21 protein-coding genes are annotated in these 25,233 nt (G+C 59.6%); 10 read left to right on the top strand and 11 right to left on the bottom strand.

Annotation, left to right across the window (positions count from 1 at the left end):
* Positions 1 to 6: 6 nt before the first annotated feature.
* From TSACC_RS20915 to TSACC_RS20890, 6 genes are all read right to left on the bottom strand, one after another.
* Complete coding sequence (locus tag TSACC_RS20915) at positions 7 to 369, bottom strand: cupin domain-containing protein (protein WP_075081382.1); 363 nt, start codon at positions 367 to 369, stop codon at positions 7 to 9.
* Positions 369 to 1,871 carry a malate dehydrogenase (quinone) gene (gene mqo, locus TSACC_RS20910; RefSeq protein WP_075081381.1) on the bottom strand — a complete coding sequence of 501 codons (1,503 nt, stop codon included), beginning with the start codon at positions 1,869 to 1,871 and terminating at the stop codon, positions 369 to 371. The genes TSACC_RS20915 and mqo overlap by 1 nt, the downstream gene beginning before the upstream one ends.
* 9 nt (positions 1,872 to 1,880) lie before the next feature.
* Positions 1,881 to 3,284: a class II fumarate hydratase gene (fumC, locus tag TSACC_RS20905; protein ID WP_075081380.1), complete on the bottom strand. Its 1,404-nt coding sequence runs from the start codon at positions 3,282 to 3,284 to the stop codon at positions 1,881 to 1,883.
* A gap of 128 nt (positions 3,285 to 3,412) precedes the next feature.
* Positions 3,413 to 4,669, bottom strand: coding sequence for a threonine/serine exporter family protein (locus TSACC_RS20900; RefSeq protein ID WP_075081379.1), 1,257 nt, complete (start codon positions 4,667 to 4,669; stop codon positions 3,413 to 3,415).
* 148 nt (positions 4,670 to 4,817) lie between these two features.
* Entirely contained in the window at positions 4,818 to 5,114 is a 297-nt protein-coding gene (locus tag TSACC_RS20895; protein ID WP_075081378.1) for an RNA recognition motif domain-containing protein, read from the bottom strand.
* A gap of 237 nt (positions 5,115 to 5,351) precedes the next feature.
* A complete protein-coding gene (locus TSACC_RS20890) occupies positions 5,352 to 6,482 on the bottom strand; it encodes a hypothetical protein (protein ID WP_075081377.1) in 1,131 nt (376 codons plus the stop codon).
* Positions 6,483 to 6,864: 382 nt separating this feature from the next.
* Between TSACC_RS20890 and TSACC_RS20885 the strand changes: the two genes are divergently transcribed.
* The 8 genes from TSACC_RS20885 to TSACC_RS20850 all read left to right on the top strand — a co-directional run bounded on the left by TSACC_RS20885 (position 6,865) and on the right by TSACC_RS20850 (position 14,582).
* Positions 6,865 to 7,227, top strand: a complete 363-nt coding sequence (locus tag TSACC_RS20885) for an ArsR/SmtB family transcription factor (RefSeq protein ID WP_075081376.1) — start codon at positions 6,865 to 6,867, stop codon at positions 7,225 to 7,227.
* A 4-nt stretch (positions 7,228 to 7,231) separates the two neighbouring features.
* Positions 7,232 to 7,750, top strand: a complete 519-nt coding sequence (locus TSACC_RS20880; protein WP_075081375.1) for an arsenate reductase ArsC — start codon at positions 7,232 to 7,234, stop codon at positions 7,748 to 7,750.
* Positions 7,747 to 8,067, top strand: coding sequence for an arsenite efflux transporter metallochaperone ArsD (gene arsD / locus TSACC_RS20875; protein WP_075081374.1), 321 nt, complete (start codon positions 7,747 to 7,749; stop codon positions 8,065 to 8,067). Before TSACC_RS20880 ends, arsD begins: the two co-directional genes overlap by 4 nt.
* Positions 8,064 to 10,046: an arsenical pump-driving ATPase gene (arsA, locus tag TSACC_RS20870; protein ID WP_075081373.1), complete on the top strand. Its 1,983-nt coding sequence runs from the start codon at positions 8,064 to 8,066 to the stop codon at positions 10,044 to 10,046. The genes arsD and arsA overlap by 4 nt, the downstream gene beginning before the upstream one ends.
* 10 nt (positions 10,047 to 10,056) lie before the next feature.
* Positions 10,057 to 11,136, top strand: a complete 1,080-nt coding sequence (arsB, locus tag TSACC_RS20865; protein ID WP_075081372.1) for an ACR3 family arsenite efflux transporter — start codon at positions 10,057 to 10,059, stop codon at positions 11,134 to 11,136.
* Entirely contained in the window at positions 11,133 to 11,564 is a 432-nt protein-coding gene (locus TSACC_RS20860) for an arsenate reductase ArsC (protein ID WP_075081371.1), read from the top strand. The genes arsB and TSACC_RS20860 overlap by 4 nt, the downstream gene beginning before the upstream one ends.
* A 251-nt stretch (positions 11,565 to 11,815) precedes the next feature.
* Positions 11,816 to 13,453 (top strand): beta strand repeat-containing protein, encoded by a 1,638-nt coding sequence (locus tag TSACC_RS20855; protein ID WP_075081370.1) that lies wholly within the window; start codon positions 11,816 to 11,818, stop codon positions 13,451 to 13,453.
* A 244-nt stretch (positions 13,454 to 13,697) separates the two neighbouring features.
* Positions 13,698 to 14,582: a nuclease-related domain-containing protein gene (locus tag TSACC_RS20850; RefSeq protein WP_075081369.1), complete on the top strand. Its 885-nt coding sequence runs from the start codon at positions 13,698 to 13,700 to the stop codon at positions 14,580 to 14,582.
* 14 nt (positions 14,583 to 14,596) lie between these two features.
* Here TSACC_RS20850 and TSACC_RS20845 read toward each other — a convergent pair whose 3' ends face one another.
* From TSACC_RS20845 to TSACC_RS20835, 3 genes are read right to left on the bottom strand one after another with little or no spacing between them, the layout of a single operon-like run.
* A complete protein-coding gene (locus tag TSACC_RS20845; protein ID WP_075081368.1) occupies positions 14,597 to 17,683 on the bottom strand; it encodes a DNA polymerase III subunit alpha in 3,087 nt (1,028 codons plus the stop codon).
* Positions 17,667 to 19,124 carry a DNA polymerase Y family protein gene (locus TSACC_RS20840; protein ID WP_075081367.1) on the bottom strand — a complete coding sequence of 486 codons (1,458 nt, stop codon included), beginning with the start codon at positions 19,122 to 19,124 and terminating at the stop codon, positions 17,667 to 17,669. The genes TSACC_RS20845 and TSACC_RS20840 overlap by 17 nt, the downstream gene beginning before the upstream one ends.
* Before the next feature lie 8 nt (positions 19,125 to 19,132).
* Positions 19,133 to 19,759: a hypothetical protein gene (locus TSACC_RS20835; protein WP_153811567.1), complete on the bottom strand. Its 627-nt coding sequence runs from the start codon at positions 19,757 to 19,759 to the stop codon at positions 19,133 to 19,135.
* A gap of 236 nt (positions 19,760 to 19,995) precedes the next feature.
* On the opposite strand from TSACC_RS20835, the gene TSACC_RS20830 reads away from it, so the two are divergent.
* Entirely contained in the window at positions 19,996 to 20,508 is a 513-nt protein-coding gene (locus TSACC_RS20830; protein ID WP_075081365.1) for a DUF1697 domain-containing protein, read from the top strand.
* On the opposite strand, the gene TSACC_RS20825 is transcribed toward TSACC_RS20830, so the two are convergent.
* Positions 20,505 to 21,623 carry a glycoside hydrolase family 172 protein gene (locus TSACC_RS20825; RefSeq protein WP_075081364.1) on the bottom strand — a complete coding sequence of 373 codons (1,119 nt, stop codon included), beginning with the start codon at positions 21,621 to 21,623 and terminating at the stop codon, positions 20,505 to 20,507. The genes TSACC_RS20830 and TSACC_RS20825 overlap by 4 nt on opposite strands.
* On the bottom strand, positions 21,620 to 24,205 hold the full coding sequence (locus TSACC_RS20820) for a GH116 family glycosyl hydrolase (protein WP_169809733.1): 2,586 nt from the start codon (positions 24,203 to 24,205) through the stop codon (positions 21,620 to 21,622). The genes TSACC_RS20825 and TSACC_RS20820 overlap by 4 nt, the downstream gene beginning before the upstream one ends.
* 94 nt (positions 24,206 to 24,299) lie before the next feature.
* Between TSACC_RS20820 and TSACC_RS20815 the strand changes: the two genes are divergently transcribed.
* Positions 24,300 to 25,184, top strand: a complete 885-nt coding sequence (locus tag TSACC_RS20815; RefSeq protein ID WP_075081362.1) for a helix-turn-helix transcriptional regulator — start codon at positions 24,300 to 24,302, stop codon at positions 25,182 to 25,184.
* The last annotated feature ends 49 nt before the right edge of the window (positions 25,185 to 25,233 follow it).

Raw genomic sequence — 25,233 nt, 5'->3', positions numbered from 1 at the left:
CAGAATCTAGGCGGGATCGGGAACGAAGTGCGTGTCCACGCCTTCCTTGAAAATGACGTATGCCCGCTTCCAGGGATCATCCGTCAACAGACGCCATTTATGGCCGGTGCCTGTATGATCGATCGCCAGCAGGACGTCACCAGGGTGCAACGTAAAGGTCTCGCCACCCAGGCAGGTAAACTCGAGCACTCCCGCCAGGGTGATGACATACTGGGGAGTCGGGTCGTTGTGCCAGTCGAAGGATGCGTGCACCGGTGATTCCTTGAATTCGATCGACTCCGCTCCAATCAAAAACCCCGGGCTGATACTCCCCGTCTCGACGTGGGAGTTTCCATCCGGACCGGTGAAAAGTTTATAGGCCTTGATCATTAGGGCTGTTGGTTGAGGTTGAGGACGGTGGCGGTTTCCGCTCGCACCTTCTTGCAAAGCTCGGCGTCGTCGATCAGGGATTGCCCATAAGAAGGAATGATCTCCTTCAGCCTTGCCTCCCAGCCGCCATTTTTCAGTTTGTCGCCAAAGCATTTCTCGATCACATGAATCATGATCGCCGCTGCGGTGGAGGCCCCGGGCGATGCGCCCAGCATTGCAATGATCGAGTGATCCGCTGCACCGACGAGCTCCGTGCCAAACTGCAGCACCCCGCCGTGCACGGGATCCTTCTTGATGATTTGCACGCGCTGACCCGCCTCTTCCAGGCGCCAATCCTTCTCATTCACCTCTGGATAAAATTCCCGAAGCAGGGCAAAACGAGCCTCCATGCTCTCGATCACCTGCCCGATGAGGTACTCGGTGAGCGCCACGTTATCACGGCCCACCGCCAGCATCGGCAGGAGGTTTTCAGGATCGATGGAGCCGAAGAGGTCCAGATAGGAACCATGCTTGAGGAATTTGGACGAAAAGCCCGCGTAAGGTCCGAAAAGAAGCGCCGTCTTGCCTTCGATGTGACGTTTGTCGAGGTGAGGCACCGACATCGGCGGCGATCCCACAGAGGCCTTGCCGTAAACCTTGGCATCATGCCGTCCGGCCAGCTCCTCATTATCGCAGCGCAGCCAGATGCCGCTTACCGGAAATCCCGCATACCCCCTGCCCTCGGGAATACCAGAGCGTTGCAGGAGATGCAGCGATCCGCCACCTGCACCGAGGAAGACAAACTTTGCGTGCACATACTTGTGCAGTCCGGTCTTTTCGTCGCGGATCTTGACATTCCACCCGTCACCGTCGCGTTCCAAATCCTGCACCCGGCTGAAGAAATTGATCGAGAAGCCCGGCCGTCCCTTGAGCGAATCCAGGAGAACGGTCGTTAACGCCCCGTAGTCCACGTCGTTGCCGATGACCATCCGCGTCGCGGCCACGACCTCGTTGGGATCCCGGCCTTCCATGACGAGTGGAATCCACTCGGCGATCTTTGCCTTGTCATCACTGAACTCCATCCCGTGATAGCAATGGTGCGCCGTGAGGGCATCAAAACGCTTCTTGAGGAATTTTACATTCTCCTCACCGCGTACAAAACTCATGTGCGGAACGGGGTGAATGAATGCCTGCGGGTCCTTGATTGCGCCCTTCTTTGTCAGGTACGCCCAGAACTGCCGCGAAAGGTCAAACTGCGTATTGACGTCCAGCGCCTTGGAAATATCCACGCTGCCATCAGGCTGCTCCGGGGTGTAATTCAACTCGCAAAGCGCGGCATGCCCCGTGCCTGCGTTGTTCCAGGCGTTTGAGCTTTCCTGTGCCTCGGAACCTAGCACCTCATGGATATCGATCTTCAGCCCGGGCTCGAGTTCCTTGAGGAAGACTGCCAGGGTGGCGCTCATGATGCCAGCGCCGACCAGAAGGACGTCGGTTTGCTCGGTCGGTGTGGGGGATGTTGTCATATTTCGATTTTAAGCTTTTGCCACGTAAGGTTGCGTCATCTTGGCCGGGTCGACCACCCGGTCAAACTCCTCCTCAGTAACGTAGGCCAGCTTCAGTGCGGCCTCCTTGAGGGTGAGATCGTTATCCATCGCGTAATGGGCGATCTTCGAGGCCTTGTCATAGCCGATGACTGGAGCAAGTGCCGTGACGAGCATGAGAGACCGATCCACATACTCCTGGATCTTCTTGAGATTCGGTTTGGTGCCCTCGACCAGAAACTTGCGGAAGTTTTCGCACCCGTCGGTCAGCAGGGTGATGGAGTGAGTGATATTAAAGATGATGAGCGGCTTGTAGACGTTCATCTCCAGATATCCGCTGGCACCTCCGAAACCGACCGCCACATCGTTGGCCATGACCTGCACTCCGATCATTGTGAGCGCCTCGGCCTGGGTGGGATTCACCTTGCCAGGCATGATCGATGATCCCGGCTCGTTCTCCGGAATCTTGAGCTCGGCAAATCCCGCACGCGGGCCGCAGGACATGAGCCGGATGTCGTTGCCGATCTTGTAAAGAGAGACCCCCAGCGTGCGCAAAGTGCCGGAAAGCTGCACCAGTGCATCATGCGCACCCTGCACCGTGAATTTGTTCGGCGCGGTGACAAAGGGCAGCCCGGTGAGCTTCGCAATCGCCGCTGCCGCTTCCTCCGCAAACCCCGGGGCAGAGTTGATCCCCGTGCCGACCGCCGTGCCGCCGAGGGCAAGCTGATAGACGCCCTTCAGCGCATCCTCGATGCGGGCAAGTCCATCGGTCAGCATCCCGGCATAGCCCGACCACTCCTGCCCGAGGGTCAACGGCGTGGCGTCCTGCATGTGAGTGCGCCCGATTTTGACAATGTCTTTCCACTCTTCGGCCTTGGCCGATATGGCGTCGCGCAATGAGGTTACGGAAGGGATCAACCTCGAGGTCGTATTGACCGCTGCGGCGATATACATCGCGGAGGGAAACGAGTCATTGGACGACTGCGCCATGTTCACATGGTCATTCGGGTGGACCGGCGTCTTGCTTCCGAGGGCCGTTCCGGCCAGCTGGCAGCACCGATTCGAGATCACCTCGTTGACGTTCATGTTGAACTGCGTGCCGCTGCCCGTCATCCAGACATGGAGAGGGAACATGTCGTGATGCTGGCCGGCGAGGATTTCGTCGCACACTTTCACGATCAGTCCATACTGCTCGTCGGGCAGGCGCTTGTCGGCATGGTTCGCAGTGGCGGCCGCTTTCTTCAGGATCGCATATGCCGTGATCATCTCCCGCGGGATCAGATCCTTGCCGATGCTGAAATGCTCGAGCGAGCGCTGTGTCTGGGCTCCCCAGAGTTTATCGGCCGGTACGTCGACCTCTCCGAGGCTGTCGGTTTCTTTGCGGATATCAGCCATAAATTGACCTTAGTTTTGAAAGCGGGGGGACGCGAAACTGGAGAGATCAAATCACACTCACGGAGCGAATCCCAGCGATTTCACAAGGATTCTCCCTGATTATTTGCTCAGGGTGCTTTCTTATAGGGTCAGGCAGTTTTCGCCCGCGGGTTCTTGATTAAGATAGCCGGTGCAGCGACTCCGATGGCTATGGCCAGCACCATGAAGATACAGGTGGCGCTCAGCGCAATCGTCTCCGTAAGCAAAGCCATCGGAGCGCCCGTGCCCGCGCTGATAATCCCCAGGAAACCGATCACCGCCCGAAAGGCATAAGCTCCCGGGATCATCGCCACCACCCCGGGGAAAGCAAAAGCACTGGCTGGAGCACGGAAGACGCGGGCAAAGAAAAACGCCAGAAACCCGGCAGCCAGCGCGCCGATCAGCGAACCGGCGACAATGTCGATATGGTGCTGAAGACAGAAAGTCCGCGTCGTGTGACTCGCCACTCCGCAGACAACGCCGACCCAGGCCAGACGCCACGGCACGTTGAAAAGACACAGGTACCCAAGAGCCGCGCAAGCCGAGAAAAGCGCATCTCCCATGAGAGAAGGCAATACAGAGCTTTCCACCACGGGGATCTGGGCACCAGTCACGGCAGTGGCCGTAAAAAGCCCCACGGCGATCGCCAGGGTGATGAGGATTGCGAATCCCAGCCGGGAGACGCCGATCGCCATGTGATTCTTGATCATGTCCTGGACGCAATTTACGAACGGTACACCGGGCACGAGGATCATTCCCTGCGTGATCAGGCAAAGCGCCGGCATTGAGCTGAGTTTGAAATATACAGCCACTCCGGCCACAGCTCCACTGGCGAAGGCAGTCACCAGCGAGTTCAGGAAAATATTCACCCCGCGCCGGCCCATTTCCAGGCGGATCGCGGTCCCCACGACTCCGGCAAAGAACGCCACGAAAAAAGTCGGCCAGTCGCCCCCGAATAAACGGCTCAGGCTCGCCGCTGTGAGCGCCATCCCCAGCACGACCATCCAGCGCCTGTAAATCGGCGGCTGCCGCTCGATCTCATCGAGTCGCGACCGAATCTCCGCCAACCCCAGTCCCTTTGCCTCCGCCTCATCCAGCAGGGCCTCCACGGCCGCGACCGCGGCCATATTCACAGCCATGGTCGGCACGCGATGTCCTGTCTTCGTCCGGAAACCTTCGTGCGAGCTTACCGTCAGGAGCAGTGTCTCGTAAGTAACCAGCGGATGGACCTCGCAGCCAAACAACCGCCCAAACCGTTCCACGGCGCATTCCACCGCTTCAGTGTCGGCGTTATTTTGAAAAAGAATCCGGCCGACTGAAAGCGCCAGATGCGACACCTCCTCGATGGGAGCGGGATCCACAGACATCCTGCCGATTCCTAGGCAAAGCCCCCGTCAGGAATCAAATCTTTTCTCTTCTCCGACTGCAAATGAGGAAGCCCCCGGATCGTGCCGCACCTAGTTCCACCGCGCCGGGCGGTTGCTCCTACCCAGCGAGTGAAGGAGAAGCCTCCGGCTAGTAACGACGGTGCACCGTGGGCCGCTCGGAACGAGTTCCTGAGAAAACCTCCTCACGGGGACGAGCTGCATTGACGGTGAGCTGACGCCCATCGACCTGGGCACCATGCAGCGCATTGATGGCGCTCGTTCCCTCCTCCGAGCTGGACATCGTGACAAAGCCAAAGCCACGCGAGCGGCTGGACATTTTATCCGTGACGACCAGAGCGTCCATGACGCTCCCGTGCGGCGCGAAGAGGCCCTGAAGATCGCTGCGGGTAGTCTGGAAGGAAATATTTCCGACGTAGAGTTTCATAATGATGATTTCTTGGGAGCTCGACTGACAAATCTCATAGCCGTTCCCGAGAACCGGGTTTCGATCATCACTGGGGCTTCCCACCTGACAACTACCGCGCAACGAACGTGAACAATTTACTCGCCTGACAGGGTCGCCCACTTTCCCGGATGCGCAACCTTTTTCTGGAGAATTCCCCCTACCCGTTTTCTTCCGTCCCTCGGGAAGAGGAAAAACAAGCCTCGTTTCCGCCTGTGATCAGGCCACCCGTGTGATCGGTTTTTCGTAGATGGCGTAGGACTTGGAATGCGTCGCTCCCATGAGCTTGATGAGCTTGATGACCGTGGCATTATTGGCCTCGATCCACGAAAGCTCGGCAGAGTGAGCCGTCTTCTGCGTACGCCGGACCATGTCATGGCAGAGGAGCCCGACCAGCCCGGTATCTCGATGCTCGGGAGCGACACCGAGGATTACCTGGCGAACGGTCTGGATCTTGTACGTTTTCATGAGCCACAGGATGGCGGGCAGACGCAGCCACCGGGGGATGCGCTTTGTGCGCATGAGGAGTTCATTGAAATTTGGCAGTGTGAGCATGAAACCCACCGCCTCGCCATCGACCTCGGCAAAGACAAGGAAATCGGGATCGGCAAAGGCCTTCAGGTCGTCGGCGGAGGCGAGCAGGTCATCCAGAGAAATCGGAACGAACCCCCAGTTGCGATCCAGGGTCACATTGTACAGGCGGTGAGCCAGCCGCAGCTCCTCATCCAGGCGCTTCATGTCAAAGGACCGGATATTCACGTTTTTCGATCGTTCCCGGATGCGCCCGGCCATCTTCTCAATGCGCGACGGGATGCCGATATGGAGCGGCAGATGGAATCCAAAAAGATTCCGCACGATCTCCTGGGAAACACTCTCCATCAACGCTGGGTAGTAGGGAGGATTCCAAGGCATCGAGATGCTCGGCGGCTCATGGTGGCCCTCGGTGAGAAGACCACATTCCTCATTGATCGAGGGATTGTAGGGACCGCGAACCGAGTCGCATTCCAGCTTCGCGAGAGTTTCCTCGACATGAGCGAAGAGCGCCTGCGCGGTTTCCACATTGTTCTCGCAGGCAAAGAAGCCAAAAAAGCCCACCCGATCGTTCCAATAGGCATTGTGCGAGCGATTCTGGATCGCAGCGATACGGCCAACAGGCTTTCCGTCACGACGTGCGATGAATCCCGTGATAGAGCCATCCTGCCGGTTGAAAAGGCTGTCGGGCTTCAGGAACTTTGCGATGCTTCCCGGCACGGGCGGAACAAAGGCTGCGTCCGATCCATGCAGCATCTCGGGGATGAGCTCAAAGAGTGTTCGATCAGCAGCGGAGCGACAGGGTGTGACTAAAATCATAAATGGTGGTCTCTGACTTTCGGGCAAGACGTAGGACGGAGATGTATCCGCCAGATGGTATTATGCTTCCACTCGGGGACAAGGCAGGCTTCAGCCGCACCAAGAAAACGCAGGAAGGCCGGAAAAAAAAAGCCCCCTCGAGCCAATAGAACAGAAGGCTTTGTAATGGGAATCTTCAAAATGTTTCGGCCGACCGACAACTGCTGGCGTTTCGGCGGGAGCAGACTCCGCCCGGAGAGACCCGCTGTCAAACTCCATCATTGAATTTCCGATCCACCAGCATCTCTCCCCAGAACGCCCCTTGAAGGGCCAATTTTCCAACGATCGAGCACCCGATATATTCGCGTTGCCAAATATATGAAAAGGCGAATATACTCCTGCCATGGATCTCATTCAGATCTACCAATGCCTCTGCGACCGTACCCGGCTGCGCATCGTTAACTTGCTGACACATGGTCCGTTGTGCGTGTGTCACTTTCAACAGATCCTTGACATCCCGCAGGCAAAGGTCTCCCAGCATCTCGCCTACCTGCGCAAGCATGAGATGGTGGAGACTACCCGCAAAGGCACCTGGATCATCTACTCTTTACCAGAAAGACCGACCCGGGAACTCGAGGCCAACCTGAAATGCCTGCAGGATTGCACGGCATCCGACAAGATGTTCCACGAGGATCTCACCCGCCTCTCAAGAATCCAGAAGTGCTCCGACTGGAAAGAATACTGCGGCCCAAAGTCCTGCTGCTAACACTATGTCCACCAAATTCCAAATCCTCTTTCTCTGCACGGGAAACTCCGCCCGCAGCATCCTCGCAGAGTTTTTGCTCCGCAAAATCGCGCCCGATAGATTCGATGTCTTCAGCGCTGGAGCCAGCCCCAAACCCGCTCCGCACCGGTTGGCGCTGCAAGTCCTGCGCGACCATTACAAGATCGATGTCTCCGAGGCTCGCAGCAAATCGTGGAGCGAGTATCAGGGAAAACGCTTCGATTTCGTCATCACCCTTTGCGACAACGCAAAGGAATCCTGCCCGGTATGGCCGGGCCAGCCGATCATCGCTCACTGGCCGTCCCCCGACCCGGCGGAGTTTGAGGGCGGCGATACCGAGAAAGAGCGCGCTTTCTGGCAGGTTGCCCAGCAGATCCGACGCCGTCTGGAGCTTCTCGCCTCCCTGCCGTTTGAAAAGCTCGATTCGCTCCGTCTTGAAGCAGCAATGAAAGACATTGGCGCAAGGGAGGCTCTTGACCTCGATCAATCCGTTGCAACGATATGAAATCCCTTCAAGTTTACGACCCGGCAATGTGCTGTTCCACAGGCGTCTGCGGCCCGGATGTCGATCCGGTGCTGGCCGCCGTGGCGGGATGGCTGCATCAGCTCAAGGACTGCGGAGTGCGCGTGGAGCGCTACAATCTCGCCCAGCAGCCGATTGCCTTTGCCCAGAATGGGCAGGTAAAAGATCTCCTTCAGAAAGAGGGCATCACCGTGCTGCCACTGGTCTTTGTCGATGGAGAGATCGCCTTCAAGGGCGCCTATCCTGATGAAGCCACCCGGCAGGCATGGCTCACAGCGGAAAAGGCCCGGCTGCCATGAGCGTGGATTTCTCGGATTTCCTGTCCTCGGCCACTCGGTTCCTGTTTTTCACCGGCAAGGGCGGAGTAGGAAAGACATCACTCGCCTGTGCCACGGCGATTTCTCTCGCTGACGCCGGAAGGCGGGTACTGTTGGTCAGCACAGATCCGGCCTCGAATCTCGACGAGGTCCTGGAGACGCCGCTTTCCCACGAGCCGCGGCAGATTCCGCGGGTGCCTGGCTTGTTCGCGCTGAACATCGATCCCCAGGAGGCCGCCCGGCAATACCGCGAGAAGATCATCGGCCCTATGCGCGGCATTCTGCCCGACGCCGCCCTGGAAAACATGGAGGAGCAGCTCTCCGGCGCATGCACGATGGAGATTGCCGCTTTTGACGAGTTTTCCCGTTTCCTCGGCGAGCCCACATCGACGATGGGATACGATCATGTCATCTTTGACACCGCGCCGACCGGACACACGTTGCGTCTGCTGACCCTGCCCAAGGCTTGGACGGGATTCTTTCAGACCAACACTTCGGGAACCTCATGTCTCGGTCCGCTCGCCGGACTCGACCAGCAGCGCTCAGTCTACGAAGGCGCGCTCAAGGCTCTGACCAACCCCGCACTTGCGAGCGTCATTCTTGTCAGCCGAGCGGAAATGGCTCCCCTGCGCGAAGCCCGGAGAACACACGAGGAATTGCTCGCTCTCGGAGTCTCCAATCAACGCCTCGTCCTGAATGGCCTGTTCACCTCCAGCGTGGACGGAGATCGCATCGCGACGGCGATGGAGGCTCGAGGAAAACGTGCGCTCGCCCATTTCGCGGATTTCCTGAACCAGTTGCCTGTCTGCCACATACCTCTCCGGCCGACAAATCTCATTGGACTCAATGCCTTGCGCGCCATCACAGGAACTGCTTCGGATCTGAAAGCGGCTCCCGAGGCACCAGTCATCGCGATGCCCCTCTTTGAGAATATCGGCGACTTTCTTTCCGAGCTGGAACAAGCTGGTCGTGGCATCATCATGACGATGGGCAAGGGAGGAGTAGGCAAAACCACCCTTGCAGCCGCCATTGCCATGGAGCTTGTGAGCCGGGGCCATGCCGTGCACCTATCCACCACCGACCCGGCGGCGCACCTGCTGGATACCCTGCAGGGAAACTCCCAGGGCCTCGCCGTCAGCCGCATCGACCCGCAGGAGGAAACGAGCGCCTATGTCGCGCAGGTCATGGAAACCCAGGGAGCCCAGCTCGATGCAGAGAGCCGGGCCCTGCTGGCCGAGGATCTGCGCTCGCCGTGCACAGAGGAAATCGCCGTGTTTCGAGCGTTCGCGCGTACGGTGGCGGCAGCCAGCGATGGATTTGTCATCCTGGATACCGCCCCGACCGGGCATACCCTGCTGCTGCTCGATACGACCGAGGCCTATCATCGCGAACTCGGCCGACAGTCGCGCGACACGATTCCGGAGGATGTCCGCACCCTGCTACCGCGCCTGAGAGATCCCGATTTCACCCGGGTGATCCTGGTCACCCTGCCCGAGGCCACCCCGGTCCATGAAGCGGCTCAACTCCAAGACGATCTCCGCCGCGCAGGCATCGAGCCTTTTGGCTGGGTCGTCAACCAGTGCCTTACGTCACTCGGCTCCAACGACCCCGTGCTAAGACACCGTGCAATCAATGAAGGGCCTTACCTCGCTGAGGTAACCTCGCTTGCGAAGCGCTCTGCCATGATCACCTGGCAGGCCGAGGAGCCTATCGGCTCGGCAGCGCTGGCCTCCCTTTTTGCAACCTCGTCCCCCTTCCCTTTCATGAAAACCTACATCTACGAAACCCTCCCCTCTGGCTGCTGCGAAACTCCGAAGCATTACGAGATCAAGCAGGAAGAAGCGGCCCCCGCCCTGACCCGGCACCCCGAGACGGGCGAAGCGATCCGTCGAGTCATGATCGGCGATCAACCGCTGGCCAAGGCGAGCAGCGAGTGCTGCGGAGGGACCGGCTGCTGCTAAGCCACACACGATGACCACCAACGTCGCCAAGCGCCTCGATTTCTTCGAGCGCTATCTCTCCGCCTGGGTGCTCGTCTGCATGGTCGCCGGAGTGACGATCGGCAAGTTCCTGCCCGGTGTCACCGCCGCTGTCAGCCGATGGGAGTTTGGCCAGGGCTCCCACGTCAACATCGCCATCGCCATCCTGATCTGGCTCATGATCTTTCCCATGATGCTGAAGATCGACTTCGGCGGGATTCATGGCGTCTTTCAGAAACCGAGGGGACTCCTCGTCACCTTGTTCGTCAACTGGATCATCAAACCGCTCAGCATGGCTGCGCTGGGCTGGATTTTCATCCAGGGACTTTTTTCCTCCGTCCTCGGCTGGATCGAACCCACCACGGCGGCCAACTACGTGGCAGGCCTCATCATCCTCGCCGCAGCGCCCTGCACGGCCATGGTCTTCGTCTGGAGTTATCTCACCGATGGGGACGGCGCATACACGCTGGCTCAGGTCGCCATCAACGACCTGATCATGGTCTTCGCCTTCGCTCCGATCGTCATGATCCTCGCCGGGGTGAGCGGAGTCCATATCCCGGCGGAGGTCCTCATCACATCGGTGATCGTCTTTATCGTCGTGCCGCTGGCGGCGGGCTGGCTCAGCCGTTTCGCGCTGATCAAGGCAAAGGGTTCGGCGTGGTTCGAGGGCGCATTCCTGCCAAAATTTCGCCCGGTCGCCATCCTCGCCCTGCTTGCCACGCTCACGCTCATCTTTGCTTTCCAGGCCGACAATCTTCTTTCGAACTGGCTGGCCGTCATCCTCCTCGCCATTCCCATCACCATCCAGGTCTACTTCAACTCCGGCCTCACCTACGGCCTGATGCGGCTCTTTGGCGTGCGTCACAATGTCGCCACACCCGGCGCTCTCATCGGTGCAAGCAACTTCTTTGAACTCGCCGTTGCGGTCGCGATCACGCTCTTCGGCCCGACCAGCCCCGCCGCGCTGGCCACCATCGTCGGCGTGCTCGTCGAGGTGCCGGTCATGCTCTCCGTCTGCCGCATCTGCGTCCAAAGCCGCGATTGGTACCAGAGCAAACCCACCCTCTCATGAAACCCACGGTCCTCATCCTCTGCACCGGCAACTCCTGCCGCAGTCACCTCGCCGAAGGCATTCTCCATCATGCCGCCGGTCACCTCGTCAATGTCCAGAGCGCTGGCTCAAAGCCTGCCGGCTACGTCCATCCCAAGGCCATCCAGGTCATGCAGGAAATCGGCATCGACATTTCCGCTCACCGCTCGAAGCACATGGACGAGTTTTTGCAGACGAAAATCGACACAGTGATCACCGTTTGCGGCAATGCCGACCAGGCCTGCCCGATGTTTCCGGGTCAGGTGCATCGTTATCACTGGGGATTCGACGACCCGGCGCATGCCACCGGAACTGATGAAGATATCCTGAAGGAATTCCGGCGTGTCCGGGACGAGATCAAGCTCGTCTTCGAGGCGTACGCAGCCGGTCTTTCCTTCGCCCTCCGCTAGAACGTTTTTCATTATAGGGTCCCGGGACTACCGTCGCCCACTTAACCACAGATCAAGGTGGCTCCCACCCTTGGGAGTACAAGTTTCGGACCTTCAGAAAGCAGGCTGAACTCCTCTTCCCGTAGGAGATTTTGGAAATCTCAAAACACCTTGGAGTAGAGTCATTGATTCAACAGTTTGACCATTATCTCCATTGAATCGAGATCTTTGCAACGGGATGCTTCGGGAGAACACGTGTTTTCCCCCATCCTATGAAATCCCCCTTTGCCTCCTCCCCGGCCATCTACCGCTCGGCATGTGTAGCCTTCAGCCTGCTCGGTCTGTCGCTGACCAACTCCCCGGCGATATCTCTGACGTGGGACCCGAGCGGCAATCAGTCAGGCGTAGGAGGCACAGGAACCTGGGATACGACAAATTCCCAGTGGTTGAGCGCGGGAGTCGATAGCACCTGGCCGGGGGCTGGCAACACCGCTGTATTCAAAGATGCCGTTTCCACAGGAAGCTATACGGTCTCCGTGCAGGGAGGAGGAGTGACAAGCGGCGGCCTGGATTTTCAGAATGGCGGCACATCCACCGTCACCTTGAATGGAGGCGCGGTCACATTCTCGAATGGAGGCTCAGGCGTTACCGTTAAGAACAGTACAAATGCCAGCTCCAATGCCATCATCAATTCCGTCCTCACCGGTAACGAAAGCGTTTCATTTGCGGCGAACTACAACCTTACGCTGGGAGCGGCCAATACCTATACCGGAGCAACGAGGGTCACGGCTGGCAACCTGCGGATCGGTGTCGATAATGCCCTCCCTACTGACACGGCATTGACGATGGCTGGTGGGAACATCCTCATGGGCGGGAAGAACCTCACTGTCGCATCTCTGGCAGGCACAAACTCGTCCAATGTGATCAGAAATCTCACAAACAACTCGACGAGCACGCTAACAGTCAACGGTTCCTCCAGCACATCGTATAGCGGAAATCTGAACAACGGCAATTCGGCCACCCAGATCCTTGCGTTGACCAAGTCCGGCACCAGCACCCTGACCTTGTCAAATACCGCCTCGACATACTCCGGCGCGACCACGATCAATGGCGGCATCCTGAGCATCTCGACTCTCGCCAACGGCGGTGCCAACAGCAGTATCGGCGCTGCCTCGAGTTTAGCCAGCAACTTGATCCTCAATGGCGGCACGCTTCGTTACACGGGAGCAGCGATCAGCACCGATCGTCTCTTCAGCGTAGGCGCGAATGGCGGCACTTTGGACGCATCGGGAAGCGGCGCAGTGACATTTAGCGGAACAAGTGCGATCGGATACAATGGCCAGAGCGGCGAGCGCACGCTCACGCTGACCGGATCCAGCGCAGGCGACAACTCGCTCTCGGTCGTCATCGGTGACAACGGAGGAGCCACCTCGCTGGCCAAGACCGGCACGGGCAAATGGATCCTCGGAGGAGTCAACACCTACACGGGAAATACCGTGGTAAGCAGCGGCACGCTCGTTCTCGCCGACAATGCCGGGATGACATTCGCCATCGGATCCAACGGCGTGAGCAATCAGATCAATGGTACCGGCACCCTGGCTTTGAACGGTGATTTCACTTTTGATCTGACCAGCGCCGCCATTGCCGACGGTAACAGCTGGACCATCGTCACGACCGGAACCCTGGACGAGACCTTTGGCAGCACATTCACCGTCAATGGCTTCACGGAGAATGCCAATGTATGGACGATGAGCAGCGGAAACAATACCTGGACCTTCGCTGAAAATACAGGGGTTCTCAGCTTAAGCGTGGTTCCCGAACCCGGCTCCGTGACTCTCGCGCTGGCGGGACTTGGTCTCCTGTTCCTTGTACAGAGGCTTACGCGGCGCCACGTTTCCTTTCTGTCATAAACCGGCTCCGTCGGTAACAGTCGCGCCAGGTTCGAAAGCGTTTCTTTCCGACCTGGCGCTTTTTTGTAGAAATCGACCAGGGAACCTCCCTCTCACAACGTCGTCAAAAGATTACGTACAAACCCTAGGGAACCAGTTGATCAGGCTCCCACAGGCTCCCTTCCGCCCCTCGTTCCATCAACGGCGAAGGAAACCCGGATACTCCACTCTGGTACATCTTTTTGAAATTTACCATACCGCTGCGATGCAGGCTGCCCTTCTGTTTTTTGCCGGATTGACGCCGCTCCTCGGCGTCTTCGGCGTTATGTTTTTGCTGATCTTCGAGTACCGAAGACGATTCAAAACGCCATTCAGCCAGCATTTACTTCGTCCGCCGGGCGAGTCTCTGCGCCTGAGGATCGACGATCTGAGCGAAAAGCTCATGACCGATGCATTGATCCTGCTTATCTGCTCGATGGTAGTCGGCTTCGGACTCTGGACCGTCTTCAAACATCCTGTCACCGGCGGAGTCACCCTCGCCATCTCTCTCCCTCCCTTTCTCTTCTTTTCGCATCGTCTCTGGCATAGACTTTGTCTGCTCCGCGATTACAACCTCGGCTTTCTCGGTGAACGGGCTGTGGGTGAGGAACTCAACTCTCTCCTCGCCGATGGCTGGAGTGTTTTCCATGACGTGGAATTTGACGAGCATCCCGGGCAGAAGACCTTTAATGTGGACCACGTGGTCGTGGGTCCCGGCGGACTGTTTGCCATTGAGACCAAGACACGTCGAAAACGGGTGCTGAAACCCCACGATCATTCGCCAAATATCGTCGTCTTCGACGGTACCGCCCTGGAGTATCCCTGGGGGCGTGAGGACTTTGGCATCCGGGACGCACGGGAGCGCTCACAGCACCTTTCCCAATGGCTGTCAAAAAGCCTGCAAACGGTATGCTCGTTTCGGCCCGTCCTCGCCCTGCCCGGCTGGTTCGTAAAGCGCACGGGAAAAAGCGACCTGCAGGTCGTGAGTGGACGCGAACTGGGCCAGATCTTCGACGGCCTGAACAAGCGCCCCGTCATGGACCCGGTTACAGTAAGGGCCATCTGCGCCCTGCTGGACCAAAAGTGCCGCGACGTCGGCAAGGACAGGTGATCGCGTAAACGGCCCTAGTGAAAATCGTGAGAGGATGCGGCCACCTCCGGGGGGCGGGCCACGAGCTTTTCGACAGCGGAGGCGAGGACATGAATGACTCCCTTGTGGCGCTGCAGCTTTCCGCGAATGCGTAAAAACCGCTCCTGAGTCACCACCAGCCGGTTTTTCTCAAAAAACGTGGCGTGCAGGATGGCATTGGCTATTCCGGTTTCGTCCTCCAGGCTGACAAAGACCACCCCTTTGCCCGTTCCCGGCCGCTGGCGGCAGATGACCATGCCGGCGATCTCGACCTCCTCGTTGGCAGGACAGACCGGCAGATCGGTCGCAGGCACCGCATCCGGCACCTGATCCCGGAGCAATCGCATCGGGTGCGGTCCGGTGGTCACCCGGGTGTCGGCAAAGTCCATGGTCAGCCGTTCCTCCGGGCTCATCGCCTCAAGCGGCGAGCTTTCCGCCTCCTCAAAGAGCGGAAGTTCGTCCGGAGAAAAGGGAATTTCAATCTTCCAAAGTCCATCGCGTCGATGGGCCACGAGTCCATTCAGCGCGCCGATACGGGCCAGAACACGCAAGGCAGGCGTACCGGGGTGAGCCCGGGCGCGCAGATCTTTCAGGGAGGTGAAGCGCGCTCGCGCATTCTCGTCCGCTATGCGCTGACCGGTTTCCGCAGGCACGCCCCGCACCATGCACAGCCCGAGGCGCAACGCACCATCCTCATCGACGCGGCAAAGCCAGCCCGACTCCAGCACAGAGATGGGCCGCACGCGCACCCCGCGCTGCCGCGCATCCTGCAGGAGCGTATTCTCGCTGTAAAATCCCATGGGCATGTTGTTAAGCAGGCCGCAGTAAAACTCCGGTGCGCGGTGGACCTTCAGCCAGCAGCTCGCATAGGCGATGGTGGCAAAGCTGATGGCGTGGCTCTCCGGAAACCCGTAGACGGCGAAGGACTGGACCGCTTGAATGAGCTGATCCCGCACGTCGGGCTTCACGCCCTTGCATTCCATGGCAGTGCGCAGCTTCACGCAGACCTTGTCCATGCGTTCCTGGCTGCGATGGAAGGACAGGGCTCGCCGCAATTCCTCCGCCTCGCTGCCACTGAAGTCAGCCATCACCATTGCGATCTTGAGCAGTTGTTCCTGGAACAAAGGAACGCCGAGAGTGCGCTTCAGCACCGGCTTGAGCTTGGGGTCGATATAGGTCACTTCTTCCTCCCCGGCTTTGCGAGCCAGGAAAGGGTTCACCATGTTGCCTTGGATCGGTCCGGGCCGGATGATCGCCACCTGCACCACGATGTCGTAAAAGTTCTCGGGCTTCAGCCGGGGCAGCGTTGCCATCTGCGCACGGCTCTCGACCTGGAAAGTGCCGATCGTATCCGCCCGCTGGAGCAGGTCATACACCGCGGGATCATCCTTCGGGAGATGAGCCAGGTCGACCGGCCTGTTTCGCTCCGAGCAAATCGCCAGTGTGTCCTGCATGGCCGACATCATGCCCAAACCGAGAAGATCGACCTTGATGATGCCCATGTCCTCGCAGTCGTCCTTGTCCCACTGTGCGACGACGCGGCCCGGCATCGAGGCATTTTCCAGGGGCACTACGGAGCTGAGCGCCCCCTGGCAGATGATCATGCCGCCCGAGTGCTGGCCGAGATGGCGCGGCAGGCCTTTCATTTGCTCGTAAAGCAGCGCTGCGGTGCGAGCATGCGGATTGTTGCGTCCCACGCCGGAGCGCTCGAGCTGCGACTCAAGGTCGAGCGTATGCGGGAAATCGCCATTGGCGAAGAGACTGGAAAAGCGCTTCAGCGTGCTCTCGGAAAACTCCAGCGCCTTGCCGATCTCGCGCATGGCGCTCCGCCCGCGATAGGTGATGACATTGGCCGTCATGGCCGCACCATGCTTGCCATAGCGCTGATAGACCTCCTGAATGACCTGCTCCCGCCGGGTGCCGCTCGGCAGGTCGAGGTCGATATCCGGCCACGACGTACGCCCCTCGCTCAGGAAGCGCTCGAAGAGAAGATTCGCCCCCACCGGATCGCACACCGTGATGCCCAGGCTGTAGCAGACGGCGCTATTGGCCGCGCTTCCCCGGCCCTGCACGAGGATGTCGTGCTCGCGACAATAGTTCACCAGATCCCAGACGATGAGGAAATACCCGGCAAAGCCCAGCCGGCAGATCAGATCGAGCTCAAACTCGAGCTGACGCCGCACCTTCTCGGAAAGTCCCGAGCCATATTGCCGCCGCGCGCCCTCCATCGTGGTTCGTCGCAAAAACGCCTCCATCGTCTCGCCCTCCGGCACCGGGTATTTGGGAAATTCATATCCGAGATCGTTAAGGCGAAACTCCAGCCGTTCGGCCACGCGCAGCGTATTCTCCAGATACTCCGGGTGATCGGCGAAAAGTCGCCGCATTTCTTCCGGGGCCTTGAGAAACCGTTCGCCATTGGCTGAGAGCAACCGCCCGGCCTTGGACAGCGAGGTGTGATGACGGATACAGGTAAAGACATCCTGAACGCCCCGGCGGGCAGGCTCATGGTACATCACGCCATTCGTCGCCACGATGGGCAGACGGCATCGAGCGGCGACCGCCTCCAGATACTGCTGCCTCCGTTCCTCGCCCCGCAGCAGATGGCGCTGGACCTCCACATAAACATTATCCTGCCCAAAGGCCGCGAGCGCCTTCTCCAAGCGAGCCTCCGAGGCTTTCGCCGCGCGATGTTGGAGGAGGCCGTCGCTCTCACCCGTGAGGGCCAGCAGCCCCGAGGCATAGGCGGGCAGTTCGTCCCAGCGCACGGCGCATTCTGTTTTCGTTCCGCGCAGCTTCGCCTCCGTAATGAGGCGGCTCAGGTTGCGATACCCATTCCGCGTCGCCACGAGCACGGGCAGGATGCAGCCATCCTCCATGGTCAACTCCGCGCCGATCAATGGCTCGATGCCTGTATCTCTGGCCGCCACATGATGCCGCGCCGCGCCGTAGAGCCCGTCCCGGTCGCAGAGCGCCATGGCGGGCAGCTTCAACGCGGCCGCCTGCGCACTCAGTTCCTCTGGACGCGACGCTCCGCGCAGAAAACTCAGCGCGCTGCGGGCGTGCAGCTCAACATACCCGCTCATAGCAGCCCTCCACCCACCATTGACCATCCCGGCGCACGATGCGGTATAGCCCGTCGCCAAGCGCGATGTCCCACTCCTCCTGCTGCCAGGCCGCCGGATCCCACCAATGCCCGGAGAGCCGGTACGGTCCCAGCGCCTCGGTGATGCGCCCATCCGCCAAAGAAGAGGCAATACGAACTGGACAGGAGTTTTTTGTCTCCACGGTCGCAGCAATGGCCGGACGGCAGCGTTGCAGCGGCAGGCCGAGCCATTCGCGGTTCGACTCCCCGGTCTCCTCCGCGTTCCAGGCCACGCGGGGCGCAAGCTGGTAGCTGTCGGGCTTGTGTGTATCCTGAGGAACGGGGAAGCCGACCTCTCTCACCCCGACCAGGGCGCCGATACGCGCCAGCGTGTGTCCGAAGCGGTTCGGATCGCGCAGCCGCGTGCCGAAAAGGCCAAACTGCTGCCGCGTCGGCTCCACCGCCTCGATCTCGAGACTGAGTCCGACCGGCTGCTGAGGAAGAGTCAATTGGTCAAGGTGCGTTTCCAGCGTGCGAAACATCACATCGGCCTCCGAGGTCGGCTCCGGAATGGAAAAGACGCGCTCGTAGGTCTCGCCATCATCCAGGGGCAACCGCAGGATCATCTGCGAGGCCACCACGTAGCGGACCTGCAGACGGGCCGAGAGCTGGTCGACGAAGCGCCGGAGCAAAAACAACAGGGGGGCGGTGGTTTCCACCACATGCTCAAAGTCAAACGCCTCGCGGTAAACCTCAGGCGGTGCGACGAGTTTCAGCGGGCGCTGCGTGCGGCCATTGGCCACGCGCCACATTTCCTCCGCTCCCGCGCCGAGGCGGGCGATCACATCGGCCTTGGGCAGGCGCAGGAACTGCCCGATCGTATGGATGCCCCAATCCTCCAGCACTGCAAGCATGCGGGCATCCGAGGTGAGATGCGAAAGCGGCAGCGGGCCGAGATATTCTCCCCGATCGCGCACCACGCTCACCGCATCCGTCTCGCGCGCGGCGAGGATGGCGACATCTGGCGTGGGAGCGACGCCCACCGTGGCTTTCAACCCCGCCGCCTGCAGGTCCTTCAGTAAATGGTCGCCCTGCGTGTGCCAATCGATCTGGTGCAGCACGCCACGCCAGTCCAGCACCACGATATCCGGCTGCGTGGCCTCGACGAACGGAGAATGCGACAGCGCGATATCCTGCAGCAGGACGGAAAGAGCCGCTTCCTTGGCTGGAAAGATGGAGAAAACCTTCAGTTCCGCACAGCGCGCGAGGGCGAGCGCCACGGGCATGCCCGCCGAGATATCCCGTGCGGCAGCAGGCAGGTTGCGCTCGCAGATGCAGCCGTCCTGCGTGTCGACCACCGCAGCAGGAACGGCCCATAGCTCCTCCCGCCAGCGTAGCGCAGCCTGGAGATGGAACGTCGGCAGATGGACGGCGGCATACATGGCGCGCGTCAGGCGATGTGCAGCGCTCGCTCACCCGGGGCGGCGACACCGCGATATTGGGATTCGGAGAGCAACTCGGCCATCAACTCTTCCCGCGGACGCAGGAGATCGCGCAGGGTCCACTGGCTCCGCGCATGCACGCGCAAACGCGCCGCCGGGATGCAGGGTCGCGCCGTGCAGATGCCCAGGGCGCTTCCCTGTTGCTCCAGCAGGCGCTGAAACCGGTGCCACGTGCTCGCGGGCACCGAGCGCAGTTCCTTCGCCGCGACCATGCGCAGGTCGAGCAGCACCATGGGCAGGTTGCCATCGCGCAAAAGAAGGTCCACCGCCTGAATCGCCCCGGTCAGCTTTTCGCAGCGCACCCAGAGCAGACGGGAAAGAAAATCCTCCGGCACATCGGAGGGGTCAAAGCTGTCGCTCGTATCCACCACTGCCGCAAAGGCCGAAGGCGCGATAAGGGCGTCCAGCATGAGCAGCCCGACGCCTCCCGAGGGACCGGTGATTTCAGTCAAAATTCCCGTCGGGATGGCGGCTCGTTCGACCGGCTTCGGAGCCTGGAGGCCGTGCGTTGCGGCGGGAAACTTCTCCGCCAGCATGCCGCGCAATTGCTCAAAACGGATAATCTTGTCGGACAATGGGTTACAACTTTCACCCTCTTGCCCAAAGGACGGCATGTCAGCTCCCAGCGAGCGGGCCGGAACCTTTGCCGCATCCATCACCTCAACTGTAGGTTCCCGGGCCGTCCGCGCAAGTTCCATAAAGACGCTTTTCACTACACCCGCAGGGGTCGGACATTGCTTGTCCGAGCAGGAGAAAACCGTCGCCGAAAAGATGTCGCCAGCCGCCATTTTCCGCCCTAAAGGAAATCCTCATGCCCACCTATGTCGCCCTGCTCCGCGCCGTGAATGTGGGAGGAACCGGCAAGCTGCCTATGACGGAGCTAAAGGCGCTTTGCGAGGAGGCGGGTTTTCAGGACGTCCGCACCTACATCGCCAGCGGCAACGTGATCTTTCGCAGCCCCTCGGGTGAAAAAGCCGTCCGCTCCGCATTGGAGGAGCGCCTGCTAACCCACATGGGCAAGCCCGTACAGGTCTGCATCCGCACTGCCTCCGAAATGGCAGACATCCTGAAGCGGAATCCCTTCTCCAATGAACCCGGCAATCGCGTAGCAGTCCTTTTCACCGATGCACCCCTGCCCAGCGATCCGGCGGCTGGCGTGACGGGACAGAAAACGGAGCAACTCGCTCTCGGGAAACGCGAGTTGTTCATCTTTTACCCCGACGGCATGGGAACATCACGGCTCCGGCTTCCCGCCGAGAAAACCGGCACCGCGCGCAACATCAATACCGTCGCCAAGCTGGCCGAAATGGCCGCCGCACTCTAGATCACCTCGAGATATTCCCGCGCAGGCAGCGGAGGAAACTTCGCTCCCGGGTGCGTCTGGTACCAATAGGCCACCGAGGCGATGTCATCCTGCAGCGGAAGGTACCGCCCGCCACTCCGCCAGCCGAGCGCCTGAATGGTGACACGCAGGTCTTTGTGAAACCGCACCGGGTCCATGATGTGCCAGCGATACATGCCGAAGCGGGTCTGGGAATTGTACACGCCATCGGGCCGGATCACCTGCGACAGCCCCGCGTACGGCGTGGTGTACTCCTCGTATTGCCGGGTCTCCTTGTTCTCAAAGTTGTACGAGCCACAGAAATAATCCTCCGTGCCCGTGCCGCAGATGGTGGGAAACTCCCGGTCACCATCGAGGTAAAACTTGATCTCCCCCTCGCCCCACCAGCCCGAGTTGTTCACGCCCCAGGCCATGTAGGTGCCGACGTAGTGCCCCCACCCCTCCACGCCATCGAGGATGGTGTAGACCTCCTTGTAGGGCAGTGGATTCACGCGGCGAAATTGCGCATGAAAATACGCCGCCGTCTCCGCGATCTCCTCCAGCGTGTAGTTGATCTGGTAATAGAGCGTCGCCGCGTCATCGGCCAGATTCTCGATCGTGATGCGACAGTGTTTGCGAAAGGGCATCGGCCAGTAGCAGTTGAAGGCGCTGCCGGGATTCACACAGACCGGCTGCGACACCAGCGGCGCGTACTTTCCCCACCCGCAGGCAAAGAAATCGCCCACCGGACACTCGACCGAGGGATGTTCGGACCCATCCCAGTAAATGCGCAGGATGTTCCACCGCCATGAACCGGCCAGCGTCATCCAGATTTGCTGAATCTGCCCCGGCCCATCGACATCCATGATGGTCGTGACGCTTCCCGCCGGGAGAATGATGCGAGGCCGCACCTTCCACCCGCGCCCGAGATCGCGCGCATCGGGATAGTTTTCAACCCAGTGCTGGCCGATTCTCTCCACCTCCGGCTGAGGAATCGCCGAAACCTCCGCCATGCCGCCGCGTCCTTTTTCTCCATAGACATTCTCCGGCGAGATGGACCGGGTTTGCGCTTTGCTCAGAAAGGAGAGGCTGCCGAGGGATTGAGTGAACAAGTTCATGGTTTCTTGGGATTTTTCTTTAAAAGGGAAATCGTCACGGGACGCCCGGGCGCAACCTCGGCTTCGAGAGAGATTGTATTACCATCTCCCAAAACCAGGCTTCGCAGCGAAAGAGTTCCTTCGATCAGGCGCACAGTGAGACGTCCCCGGTCCAAACTGATGATTCCGTATCCGGAGGCGGTGGAGAAGAATGTCTGGAATGACTGTTTCGAAATCTTCGGAGCAAACCAAAGTGTTTTTGTCACCGCCGAGTACCGGAATCCGGATAGCGAGCCGAGCAGGGCAAAGCTGGCGAGAGCCCGGGCGTAGTAGTTGCCGCACTCGTATTCATTCCAGGGATTGCGCACCGCACCGTCGTAGCGGCTGCGCACGGCCTTCACGATCTGGAGCCCTTCACGTACCAAACCGCACTCGATAAGGTGGGACGCCACCTGATACTCGATGCCGGTCCACACCTCATCACTGTAAATAAATGGAAGGGTGGGTTTCCCGCCCCGCGGCCACGAGCAAAGCAGCAAACCCGATTCGCTCCCGATGGCATATCCCGGCCGCTGGCAGTTCGCATGGTCGGATAAGTCTTTACGAAAATTGTACCGATGGATGGAGTACAGGCTCTTGCGAACAAGCTCATCGTCGAGAGGCGTGGATATTCCGTAAATCTGCGCCATCCACGCACCAATTACGCCATCGGAAAGACATCCCTTTCCGTATTGGTAGAGTGGTCCCTCCTTTTTCATCAGACGGAGCTTGGAATCCGACTCTTCCGCCTTGAGGCGTCCGGCGATTTTCTCCAGGAACGACGTGTCGCGCAGTCCGCGGTACTGCACCTTCTGCTCGAAGTACTCGCCGTTGAAGAGCTTTCCCTTCAGGTAACGTGCACTGCGCGAAGCGAGATCGCGGTACTTTTCCGCCCCGGCTGAATCCCCGAGCGCGGCACAGATTTCACTCATGGCGGACAGAGCGCCCGCATAGATTGTCGTGCACATTCCATCAGCGCCCCAGAACTCGATGTCGTAGGTATTATGATGCGGCTCCACCACAGCGCCGATGCGGTCGGGATCCCATTGGTTGATGCAATATTCGATGCTGCGGAGAGCGAGCGGGTATAGTCGTCGCAACCACGCAGTGTCTCCGCTGATCTGCCAGTCGCGATAGAGCTTCATGATGCCGCCAAGCTGCCCGTCGGCTGCGGCATACCAGGTGTGCGGATTAGGGCCGTCTGGCAATGCGGCGCGAAAATTCACGTGTCCTCGCTCATCAATGGACCGCTCCAGTTCCTGCTCGCGCAAGGTGCGCTCGATGGCGGGAAACAAATGTGGAAACGCCTGGGCGTAGTTCCAGACATGTGTACAGCTCCCGTGGCAGCTTCCCTCCATGGTGGCGCTCCCCTCCCAGGCCCAAAGATTGCCGCTGGCCTGCCGGAGCACGGTCGGGGATTTGATAATGGCCAGGTTGGCCGAGACAGCATCCAGCACATAGGGCGGCAGGGAGGAACTAAGCAGCGCATTCTGAAAAGCCACCGTCCTTCGACGCAGTTCCTCATAATGTTCGTGGAGATAATCCACGACATCACGCGCGTCCCGCCAGAGTGAGGAGTAATAGGTGCGCCAACGCGGACTCTCGCCCACCGGATATCCGACCTGCTCGAAGGTCAAGTTGCTGTTGGGAAAATACCAGGTGATGATTACCGGGATTTCCGCCTTTTCCCCGGGACGCAGCCTCACCTTGACTTCCACGGAGCCACCGTTACGCCCCCCTCTCCCCGCGTCCTCCGTGCCATCGTTGGGCTGGAATTTCCCCGTTTCGACCTCCCGCCACAATGCGGAAACTCCGTCGAAAAAGCCGCCCCGTATCCAGGTGGCCTTGATACGCGGTTTGGGTCCGATCACGGTCAGGCTCCCCTCGCCAAAGGTCTCGCTATCCGAAGGCTCGGTGTTGGTAAAATGAACGCCTTTTCCCGGAATCACAGCACACCGGGTCCCTTCATCTTTCGTTGATGCGCCGACCGCCGGGTGAGCAAGATGAAACGAAAACTCACATTCGACAGCCTTCCGGGATGTATTCCGGATGGAATATTCGATCATGGCCGCAGGCACGCTGGAAGCGATCTCATCCAGCGGCACGAATGGACTCCAACCCGTCACCCTGACCTCAACGGGCATGTCTCTATCCGACAAGGTTACTTGCGCAAACGGATACCCGCTCTCAAAACGGCTCTGCCGAAACCTCGGCAATCCCTCGTATCCTCCATGTCGGCAGCCCCGCCCCTGCAAGCCCTGGTCGTAGATTTTCCCTGGCGGAAAGGGTCCTTCGACCAGCCGGGTGACGGGCTTATCTCCCTTGATGTGCAAAAGCGCAAAACCAGCATCGTCCTCCCTGTTCTCATCGGGAAGCGCAGTCGTGGAGGGGCGATTGCGGATCGAAAAATCCTGCAATCCTCCATATCCGTTGAAGCAGATACAGCCTGCGCCGATGCCACCCAGCGGCATTGCCGTCTGGAGAATATTGCGATGGTGAAAAGGAAACAGCGGTTGAGTTCCTTTCTTGGACGAAGCTATGGCCGGAAGGCGACGGGAGGGCATATGTCTCAAAAATGCTGGGTGAAATCTAATACAGATCGAGCGGTCTTGAACATGGAGCCCGCCATGAAATACCTGTAATATCTTACGATCCTCCATGAATCCGTCGGAACTCGCCCATTCCCGCAATCGCCCTTCCGCCTTCCCCGGTATGGGCTTCAAGCGATTCTTCTCTCCGCAGCCGCTCGGCTCAAAGACTGTCAGCGTGCGCGGGATCGGCATTCGAGAGGCTATGCCGGCGTGTCTTGTCGAACGTCCACAGGGAACAGGTGACTACCTGATCATGCTCTTCCATGATGAAGCCCAGATCGGCACCTCCCCGGTCATGCAGCCCACGGACCGCCCGGACACCATGATGGTCTGGCCACCCGGCAAGGGGCAGTTTTATGGCAATCCCCGGCAGGGCTTCGTTCACTCGTGGATTCATTGTGAAGGCCGCCGCATCCGCCAGGCCCTGCGCCAGGCCCGACTTCCGCTGGCGGAACCGTTCCCGGTCGGAAACATCTCGCACTTCCAGCAAACCCTCCTCGATGTCCACGCCGAGGTCGTGTCCTACATGCCGCCCGATGAAATCCTTATCGGAAATCTCCTGGAAAATTGTTTTCGAGAACTCGCCCGCCAGTTGCGGGGAGTCGATTCCGGCATTCAGGTGCCGGAGCGCCTGCTGGCCGTGCATCGTCTCATCGCCGCCGTGCCGGATCACCCCATCACTCTGGAGAAACTCGCCTCCATGGCGGGCATGTCGCCATCGCATTTCTCCGCTCAGTTTCGAAAAACCTTCGGCCTCGCTCCCATGGAATGCCTCATCCAGCATCGAATGCACCGCGCCGCGCATCTGCTTTCCGATCACAACATGACCGTATCGGAAATCGCCCGGCAGGTGGGGTACGAGGATGCCTTTCACTTCTCCAAAACCTTCCGGAAGCACTTTGGATCGAGTCCTCGGGCCATGCGGCAGCACGGGGAAAGGCCTTTGAATTAACGTTTTCGCCGTGGGGTGTCGTATCCCCGGCTTGCCAGAGGGGGCGCAA

Origin of the sequence: Terrimicrobium sacchariphilum, from assembly GCF_001613545.1 — a bacterium.
Lineage (GTDB): Bacteria > Verrucomicrobiota > Verrucomicrobiia > Chthoniobacterales > Terrimicrobiaceae > Terrimicrobium > Terrimicrobium sacchariphilum.
Note: the sequence above shows the minus strand (reverse complement) of the source record. Positions and strands in the feature narration are given on the sequence as shown.